General features: G+C 77.2%; 2 protein-coding genes. Both read right to left on the bottom strand.

Features of this window, described 5'->3' with window-relative positions; genetic code table 11:
* A partial coding sequence (locus tag VM95_RS36160) for a type I polyketide synthase (protein WP_208615597.1) occupies nt 1-2533 on the bottom strand: 2533 nt, incomplete at its 3' end.
* A complete protein-coding gene (locus VM95_RS36165; protein ID WP_052707792.1) occupies nt 2530-9825 on the bottom strand; it encodes a type I polyketide synthase in 7296 nt (2431 codons plus the stop codon). The genes VM95_RS36160 and VM95_RS36165, both read right to left, overlap by 4 nt.
* Nucleotides 9826-9837 lie beyond the last annotated feature (12 nt).

A 9837-nucleotide genomic window follows, 5' to 3' on the forward strand; every position in this document is an offset into this window, starting at 1 on the left:
GCAGGTTGCGGTACCAGTAGGCGGCGTCCAGCGTGCGGGTGTCGATCGGCTCACCCACCAGCGTGGAGTAGAACGGGACTTGAGCCGGGCGCGGAGTGACGCCCTGGAGGGCGGTCAGGATCTCCTCGCGGATCGCCTCCACGTGGGCGGAGTGCGAGGCGTAGTCGACGTCGATCCGACGCGCCCGCTCGTGCTCCGCCAGCAGCTGCTCCAGCGCGTCCGCGTCACCCGAAACCACCGTCGACGAAGGCCCGTTGAGCGCGGCGATCGAGATCCGGCCGCCGTACGGCTCCAGCAGCCGCGCCACCTCCTCGGCGGGCAGCGGGAGCGAGACCATGCCGCCCTCGCCGGACAGCGCCGGCAGCGCCCGGGCGCGCAGCGCGACGACCCGCGCGCCGTCCTCCAGCGACAGCGCCCCGGCCACGCAAGCCGCGGCGATCTCGCCCTGGGAGTGGCCGACGACGGCCGCCGGTTCGACACCGGCGGCGCGCCAGAGCGCCGCCAGTGCCACCATCACCGCCCACAGCACCGGCTGGACGACGTCCACCCGGTCCAAGTCCGTTCCACCGCGCAGGACTTCGGTCAGCGACCAGTCGACATGGGCCGAGAGCGCGGCCTCGCACTCCGCGATGCGCGCCGCGAACACCGGCGAGGCGTCCAGCAGTTCGGCCCCCATGCCGACCCACTGCGAGCCCTGCCCCGGGAAGACGAACACGGCGGAGGCGTCCGGCAGCGCCGTCCCCCGCAGCAGGCCCGCCACCGGCTCGTCCGCCGCGAGGGCGCGCAGTCCGTGGGCGGCCGTCGCCCGGTCGGCGGCGAGCAGCACGGCGCGGGTGGAGTGCCCGGTGCGGGTGGTCGCCAGCGAGCGGCCGAGCCGGGCCGGGTCGACGCCGTCCGGCTGCGCGGCGAGGAAGTCGGCCAGCCTGGCGGCCTGGCCGCGCAGGGCCGCGCCGCCCCGGCCGGAGAGCACCAGCGGGACCAGCGGCAGCGACACCGGCAGCGGCGGCGCGTCGGGCATCTCGGCCGGCCCGACCGCCTCGTCGGCCGCCCCGTCGACCGCCCCGTCGACCGCCTCGGGCGCCGAGGGCGCCTCCTCGATGATCACGTGTGCGTTGGTGCCGCTCACCCCGAACGAGGACACCGCCGCCCGGCGCGGCTCCCCGCCCGGCGCCCAGTCCACCGGTTCGGTGAGCAGCGCGACCGCGCCGTCCGCCCAGTCGACCTTCGGCGTCGGCCGGTCCACGTGCAGGGTGGGCGGCAGCGTGCCGTTGCGCAGCGCCTGCACCATCTTGATCACCCCGGCGACGCCGGCGGCGGCCGCGCTGTGCCCGAAGTTCGACTTGATCGAGCCGAGTCGCAGCGGACGGCCGGCGGGCCGCTCCCGCCCGTACGTGGCGAGCAGGGCCTGGGCCTCGATCGGGTCGCCCAGCGTGGTACCGGTGCCGTGCGCCTCCACCGCGTCGACCTGGCCGGCCGTCAGCCCGGCGTTCGCCAGGGCCGCGCGGATCACCCGTTCCTGCGCCAGGTCGTTGGGCGCGGTCAGGCCGTTGGAGGCGCCGTCCTGGTTGATCGCCGAGCCGCGGATCACGGCGAGCACCCGGTGCCCGTGGCGCTGCGCCTCGCCGAGCCGTTCGACCAGCAGCATGCCGACGCCCTCGGCCCAGCCGGTGCCGTCCGCGGCGGCGGCGAAGGACTTGCACCGCCCGTCGACGGCGAGCCCGCGCTGGCGGGAGAACTCGATGAACGCGCCCGGCGCGGGCATCACCGAGACCCCGCCGGCCAGGGCCATCGCGCAGTCGCCGGAGCGCAGCGCCTGGATCGCCCAGTGGAGTGCCACCAGCGAGGAGGAGCAGGCGGTGTCGACGGTGACCGCCGGGCCCTCCAGGCCGAAGGTGTAGGAGACCCGGCCGGAGACCACGCTGGTCATGTTGCCGGTGCCCAGGTAGCCCTCGACGCCCTCGGGGACGGGGGTGAGGGTGGCCAGGTAATGGGAGGAGACCGCGCCGACGTAGACGCCGGTCCGGCTGCCGCGCAGCGCGGCCGGGTCGAGGCCGGCCCGCTCGAACACCTCCCAGGAGGTCTCCAGGACGAGCCGCTGCTGCGGGTCCATGGCCAGCGCCTCGCGCGGCGAGATGCCGAAGAACGCGGGGTCGAACTCGGCGGCGTCGCGCAGGAATCCGCCCTCGCGCACGTAGGACGTCCCCGGGTGGTCCGGGTCCGGGTGGTAGAGCGCGTCCAGGTCCCAGCCCCGGTCGGTGGGGAACGCGCCGACCGCGTCCACCCCCTCGGCCACCAGGCGCCACAGGTCCTCGGGCGAGGCGACCCCGCCGGGGTAGCGGCAGGCCATGCCCACGATCGCGATCGGCTCGCCGGCGGCCGCCTCCACGTCGTGCAGCCGCCGGCGCGTGCGGCTCAGGTCGGCCGTGACGCGCTTGAGGTATCCGAGGAGTTTCTCCTCCGTGTTCGCCATCGTCGGTTCTCCCGGGGGGCGTTGGGCGGGGACAGGGGCTGGAACGGCGCTGGGGTCGGTCATGACTCGCCCAACTGCTGGTCGATGAGCTCGAACATCTCCTCGGCGGTGATCTCGTCGAGCGCCTCGGCGTCCAGCACGGCGGCGCTCCCGCCGCCGGTGTCGGCCGGGCGCCCCCAGGTGCGCAGCAGGGCGTCGAGCCGGCGGGTGATCTCGGCCCGGCCGTCCGCCGAGGCGGCGGACAACTCCGCTTCCAGCCGGTCGAGTTCGCGGGCCGCCGGGACGGCGGGGGCGGCACTGGCGCCGCCGCTGTCGGCGACCCGGGCGCGCAGGTGGCAGGCGAGCGCGCCCGGGTTGGGGTGGCTGAACACCAGGGTGGCGGGCAGCCGCAGGCCGGTCGCGGCGCCGAGGCGGTTGCGCAGGTCGACGGCGGTGAGCGAGTCGAAGCCGAGGTTCTTGAAGGCGAGGTCGCCCGCGATGCCGCCGGGTTCGTGGTGGCCGAGCACGGCGGCGACCTGGGTGCGGACCAGGTCGAGCAGGATCCGGTCCTGCTCCGCCTCGGACCGTCCGGCGAGCCGGCCGGCGAGGGCGGCCGCCCCGGTGGCGTCGCCCGCGTCGGCCGTCCGGCGCGCGGGCCGGGCGGGTGCGACGGCCCGCTGCACCGGCGCCGCCGCGAGCCGGTCGACGGTCACCGGCCGCAGCGCCAGCGAGCCGACGACGGCGACCGGCGCGCCGCTCGGGTCGGCGAGCAGCAGGCCGAGCGCGTCCGGCCCGGCCGGGGTGATCCGCACCCGTACCCGGGTCGCCCCGGCGGCGTGCACGGCCAGGTCGGCCCAGGCGAAGGGCAGCCGGACGGCGTCGTCGGCCTCGCCCGCCGCGCCGTGGCCGGTGGCGAACCCGGCCGCCTGGACCGCCCCGTCCAGCAGCAGCGGGTGCAGCACGTACCGGGCGGCATCGCGGCGCTGGTCGGCGGGCAGGGCCACCTCGGCGTACACCTCCGGGCCGCGCCGCCAGACGGCGTGCAGGGTCCGGAAGGCCGGTCCGTAGCCGTAGCCGGTCGCGGCGAGCGAGGGGTAGAAGCCGTCGAGCGGCACCGGCTCGGCGCCCTCCGGGGGCCAGGCGAGCAGGTCGGCGGCACCCGGTTCCCCGGACTGCTCGGCGGAGCCCGGCGCCAGCAGCCCGCTCGCGTGCCGGATCCACGGCGCCGCCGGGTCGCCGTCCGGGCGGGAGAACACCGCCAGCCCGCGCCGGCCCTCGGCGTCGGCCGGCTCCACGGAGACCTGGAGCTGCGCCGCGCCCCGCTCCGGCAGGGCCATCGGCGCCTCCAGCACCAGTTCGAGCAGCCGCCCGCACCCCACCTGGTCGCCGGCCCGCGCCGCGAGTTCGACCAGGGCGGCGCCGGGCAGCAGCGGCAGCCCGGCCACGGTGTGTTCCGCCAGCCACGGCCGGGTGCGCGGCGAGACCCGCCCGGTGAGCACGGCCCCGCCGGTGTCGGCGACCGCGACGGCGGCGCCGAGCAGCGGGTGGTCGGCCGGCTCCAGGCCGAGGCCGGCCGGGTCGCCGCCGCCCGGGTCCTGCGCGATCCAGAACCGCTGCCGCTGGAAGGCGTAGGTGGGCAGGTCCACGACCCGGCCCGGCGCGCCCGTGAGCACCCGCCGCCAGTCCACGGCCACCCCGCGCACGTGCGCCTCGGCGAGCGAGCGCAGGAACCGCGCCCAGCCGCCCTCGCCGCGCCGCAGCGTCCCGAGGGCGAGCGCGGACCCGCCGCCGTCCTCGATCGACGCCGCCAGCACGGGGTGCGCGCTGACTTCGACGAACACGTCGTGGCCCGTTGCCAGCAGCCGTTCGGTGACCGCGCCGAACCGCACCTCCTGGCGCAGGTTGGTGTACCAGTACGCGGCGTCCAGGACCGCCGTGTCGATCGGCTCGCCGGTGACGGTGGAGTGGAACGGGACGTCGCCCGACTGCGGGGTGATCCCGGCGAGGAGGGTGAGCAGTTCGTCGCGGATCTGCTCGACGTGCGGGCCGTGCGAGGCGTAGTCCACGTCGATGCGGCGGGCCCGCTCGTGCTCGGCGAGCAGGTGCTCCAGGGCGTCCGCGTCGCCCGAAACCACCGTGGACGAGGGCCCGTTGAGCGCGGCGATCGAGATCCGGCCGCCGTACGGTTCGAGGAACCGCACCACCTCCTCGGCGGGCAGCGGGAAGGACACCATGCCGCCCTGGCCGGACAGAGCCAACAGGGCGCGGCTGCGCAGGGCGACGACCCGGGCGCCGTCCGCCAGGGTCAGCGCCCCCGCCACGCAGGCGGCGGCGATCTCGCCCTGCGAGTGCCCGACGACGGCCGCCGGTTCGACGCCCGCCGACCGCCACAGCTCGGCCAGCGCCACCATCACCGCCCACAGCACCGGCTGCACGACGTCGACCCGGTCCAAGTCCGTGCCGCCGCGCAGGACTTCGGTCAGCGACCAGTCCACGTGCGGCGCCAGCGCGGCCTCGCACTCCGCGATGCGGGCGGCGAACACGGGTGCGGCGTCCAGCAGTTGGGCGCCCATCCCGGCCCACTGCGAGCCCTGCCCCGGGAAGACGAACACCACCCGGCGGTCGGCCCCGTCCGTGACCCCCCGGACGACGTCCGCCGCCTCGGTCCCCGCCGCGAGCGCGCGCAGCGCCTCCCGGGGGTCGGCGGCCAGCACCACCGCGCGGTGGTCCAGCACCGCCCGGGTGGTCGCCAGGGCGTGCGCCACGTCGGCGGCCGGAGCGCCCTCGCCGAGGTGGTCGGCCAGCCGCGCGGCCTGGCCGCGCAGGCCCGGCTCGGTGCTGCCGGAGAGCAGCCACGGCAGCACCCCCGGGGCGGCAGTCGGTTCCTCGGCGGGCTCGGCGGGCTCGGCGGGCTCGGCCTGTTCGAGGATCACGTGCGCGTTGGTGCCGCTCACCCCGAAGGCCGAGACCCCGGCCCGGCGCGGCCGGTCCAGCTCCGGCCAGTCGACCGGTTCGGTGAGCAGGGCGACCGCGCCCGTCGTCCAGTCCACCTGCCCGGTCGGCCGGTCCACGTGCAGGGTGCGCGGCAGCACGCCGTGCCGCAGCGCCTGCACCATCTTGATCACGCCCGCGACGCCGGCGGCGGCCGCGCTGTGGCCGAGGTTGGACTTGATCGAGCCCAGCCACAGCGGCCGGTCGGCGGGCCGGTTCCGGCCGTAGGTGGCGAGCAGGGCCTGGGCCTCGATCGGGTCGCCGAGCCGGGTGCCGGTGCCGTGCGCCTCCACCGCGTCGACCTGGTCCGCCGTCAGGCCCGCGTTGGCGAGCGCGGCGCGGATCACCCGGCGCTGCGAGGGGCCGTTGGGCGCGGTGAGCCCGTTGCTGGCACCGTCCTGGTTGACGGCCGAGCCGCGCAGCACCGCCAGTACCCGGTGGCCGTGGCGGCGGGCCTCGGAGAGCCGTTCGAGCAGCAGCACGCCCACGCCCTCGGACCACCCGGTGCCGTCCGCCGCGTCGGCGAAGGACTTGCACCGCCCGTCCGCCGCCAGCCCGCGCTGGCGGGAGAACTCGACGTAGCCGTTCGGCGTGGCCATCACGGCCACCCCGCCGGCCAGCGCCATCGTGCACTCGCCCGCGCGCAGCGACTGCGCGGCCAGGTGCAGCGCCACCAGCGAGGAGGAGCACGCGGTGTCCACGGTGACCGCCGGGCCCTCCAGGCCGAACGCGTAGGAGAGCCGTCCGGACAGCACGCTGGCGACGGTGCCGGTCAGCGAGTAGCCCTCGACGCCCTCGGGCAGGCGCTGGACGCCGCCCAGGTAGCCGGAGGCTCCGGCGCCGACGAAGACGCCGGTGGGGGTGGCGCGCAGCGCGGCCGGGTCGAGGCCGGCCCGCTCCAGCGCCTCCCAGGCGGTCTCCAGCAGCAGCCGCTGCTGCGGGTCCATGGCGAGGGCCTCGCGCGGGGAGATGCCGAAGTGCGCCGGGTCGAACGCGGCGGCGTCGCGCAGGAATCCGCCCTCGCTGGTGTAGGAGGTGCCGGGGTGGTCCGGGTCGGGGTGGTAGAGCGCGTCCAGGTCCCAGCCCCGGTCGGTGGGGAACGCGCCGATCGCGTCGGCGCCGTCCGTCACCAACTGCCACAGGTCCTCCGGCGAGTCGACGCCGCCGGGGTAGCGGCAGGCCATGCCGACGATCGCGATCGGCTCGTCGGCGTCGGCAGGGGCGGGGGCAGGGGCGGGGGCGGGGTGTGCCGCCGGGTCCTCGCCGGTGCCGGCCGGATCGGCCGCCAGGTGGTGGGCGAGCGCGGCCGGGGTGGGGTGGTCGAAGACCAGGGTGGTGGGCAGCCCGATGCCGGTCTCGGCGGTGAGCCGGTCGCGCAGTTCGACGGCGGTCAGCGAGTCGAAGCCCAGGTCGGTGAACGGGCGGCCGGCGTCGATCCGCTCGGCCGTGCCGTGGCCGAGGACGGCCGCGACCTGGCGGCGCACCAGGTCGAGCACGGTGCGCTCCCGGTCCGCCGCCGGGAGGGCGGCCAGGCGGGCGGCGAAAACGGAGGCGGCGGGGGCGGGTGCGGCGGCCGCCTGCTCGCGGGCCTCGGGCAGGTCGGCGAAGAGCGGGCGCTGCCGGGCGACGCTGAACGCGGGCAGGAACCGGGACCAGTCCACGTCGGCGACGGTGACGGCGGTCTCGTCGTGCGCCAGGGCGAGCGCGAGGGCGGCCACGGCCGGCTCGGGTTCCATGGCGGTCAGCCCGCGCCGGGCCAGCTGCCGGTCGGCGCGCCCCTCGGTGGCCATGCCGGCCCGGGCCCACGGCCCCCAGGCGATCGAGGTCGCGACCGCTCCCCGGCTCCGGCGGGCGGCCGCCAGCGCGTCCAGATGGGCGTTGGCGGCGGCGTAGGCGCCCTGGCCGCCGCCACTGCCCCAGACGGCCGCGATCGACGAGAAGGTGACGAAGGCGTCGAGCGCGTCGTCGGGGAAGAGCCGGTCCAGGTGGTCGGCGCCGGCGGTCTTGGCGCCGACCACGGCCGCCAGTTCGGCGACGGTGGTGTCCGCGAGCGGGGTGCTCTGGCCGACGCCGGCCGCGTGGACGACGGCCCGGATCGGCTCGCCCGCATCCGCCAGCCGGGCGGCCAGGGCGGTCAGGCCCGGCCCGTCCGCCGTGTCGCAGGCGGCGACCGTGACCCGGACGCCGGTGGCGCGCAGTTCGGCGGCCAGCGCGTCGGCGCCGGGCGCGTCGGGGCCGCGACGGCTGGTCAGCACCAGGTGCCGCGCGCCCTCGCGGGCCAGCCAGCGGGCCACCTCCGCGCCGAGCGCGCCGGTGCCGCCGGTGACCAGCACGGTGCCGCGCGGCGTCCAGCCGGGCGCCGACTTCTGCGCCGGCAGCGGCCTGAAGGACGGCGGGTCGACGGCCAGCGGCCCGGCGGACGGGGGGTCGGCGGGCAGCGGTGCGCGCAGCAGGCGGCGGGCGAAGCTGCCGGACTCGCGGACGGCCAGCTGGTCCTCGGCGGTCTCGCCACTGGCCCCCAGTGCCGCGCAGAGCCGGCCGAGCGCGCGTTCGCCGGGCTCGGCGGGCAGGTCGAGCAGGCCGCCCCACCGCTCGGGGTGCTCCAGCGCGACCACCCGGCCGAGGCCCCAGGTCTGCGCCTGGACGGGGCGCACCGGCGCGTCCGCCGCGCCGATCGCCACCGCACCGGCCGTGGCGCACCAGAGCGGGGCGGCGGTCCCGGCGTCGCCGAGCGCCTGCACCAGCGCCAGGTTCGCGGCGAGGCCGGCGGCCAGCTGCGGGTGGGTGGCGTGCGGGCGCTCGTCGAGGGCGAGCAGGGAGAGCACGCCGTTGAGGCCGTCTGCGGCCGCCTCGGCCAGCCGGGCGGCGAGGGTGTCGCGGTCGTCGGCGGCGGTGACGGTGAGCCGGCGGACCTCGGCGCCGTGGTCGGCGAGGGCGCGGGCGCAGGAGGCCGGGAGGGTGGCGTCCTCCGGGCCGACGACCAGCCAGGTTCCGGAGAGTGCGGGGCCGTCGTGGAGCTGGACGGGCTTCCAGACGACGCGATAGCGCCAGCGGTCGGCGGTGCTGCGCTCGCGGCGCCGGCGGCGCCAGGTGGCGAGCGCGGGCAGCAGGTCGTGCAGCGCCTCGTGCCGGTCGTGCAGGGACAGGGCGTCGGTGAGGGCGCCGAGGTCCTGCTGCTCGACCGCCTCCCAGAACCGGGACTCCGCCGCGTCCGCCCGCTCGGCGCCCGCGCGGCGCGGGCGGCAGTTGGTGGAGTCCAGCCAGTAGCGCTGGTGGTCGAAGGCGTAGGTGGGCAGCTCGACGCGGCGGGCGCCCGGGAACGCCCGGGTCCAGTCGACGGTGGCGCCGCTGACGTAGAGCCGGGCGACGGCGGACCAGAACGACTCCGCCTCCGGACGGTCCCGCCGCAGGGCGGCGGCCGTCACCGGCTCGTCCAGCATCGCCACCAGCGCCTGGCCACCCAGCTCCAGGAAGCGGACCAGGCCGAGCTCGCGCAGGGTGGCGACGCCATCGGCGAAGCGCACGGCTTCGCGGGCCTGGCGCGTCCAGTACTCCGGCGCACAGGCCTGCTCGGCCGTCAGCAGGGCGCCGGTCACGTTCGAGACGACGGGCAGCCGCGGCGCGTGGAACTCCACGCCTTCCAACACCTGCCGGAACCCGGCCAGCATCGGCTCGATCAGCGACGAGTGGAAGGCGTGCGAGACCCGCAGGCGCTTGCACCGCACGCCCTCGGCCTCCAGATCCGCCACCACCGCGTCCACGGCCGCATCCTCACCGGAGAGCACCAGCGACCGCGGCCCGTTCAGGCTCGCGATCCCCACCCCCGACCGGCCCGCCAACCGCTCGACGGCCTCCGCTTCGGACAACCGCACCGCCACCATCACCCCACCGGACGGCAACGCCTGCATCAGCCGACCACGCGCGGCCACCACCCGACAGGCGTCCTCCAGCGACCACACACCCGCCACATACGCCGCCACCAACTCGCCCACCGAATGGCCACCCACCGCGTCCACCTGGACATCCAGCCACTCCAGCAGCCGCCACAACCCCACACCGACCGCGAACAACCCGGTCTGCGTGAACACCGTCCGGTCGAGCTCGTCGCCGTCACCGAACACGACGTCCCGCAGCGAGGCCCCCAACTCCCCGTCGAGCAGGGCGCACACCTCGTCGAAGGCCTCCCGGAACACCGGGAACGCCTCGTACAGTCCGCGCCCCATCCCCGGCGACTGCGCGCCCTGCCCGGAGAACAACACTCCGGTCTTCCCAGCGACGACCACGCCACCGGTCACCGACCCCAGCCCCGCCAGCAGCTCGGCCCGCTCCGAACCGACCACCACCGCCCGCCGCTCGAACCCTGCGCCGATGGAAGCCAGCGACAACCCCACATCCGC

The sequence above is a fragment of the Streptomyces rubellomurinus genome (assembly GCF_000961885.1).
Lineage (GTDB): Bacteria > Actinomycetota > Actinomycetes > Streptomycetales > Streptomycetaceae > Kitasatospora > Kitasatospora rubellomurina.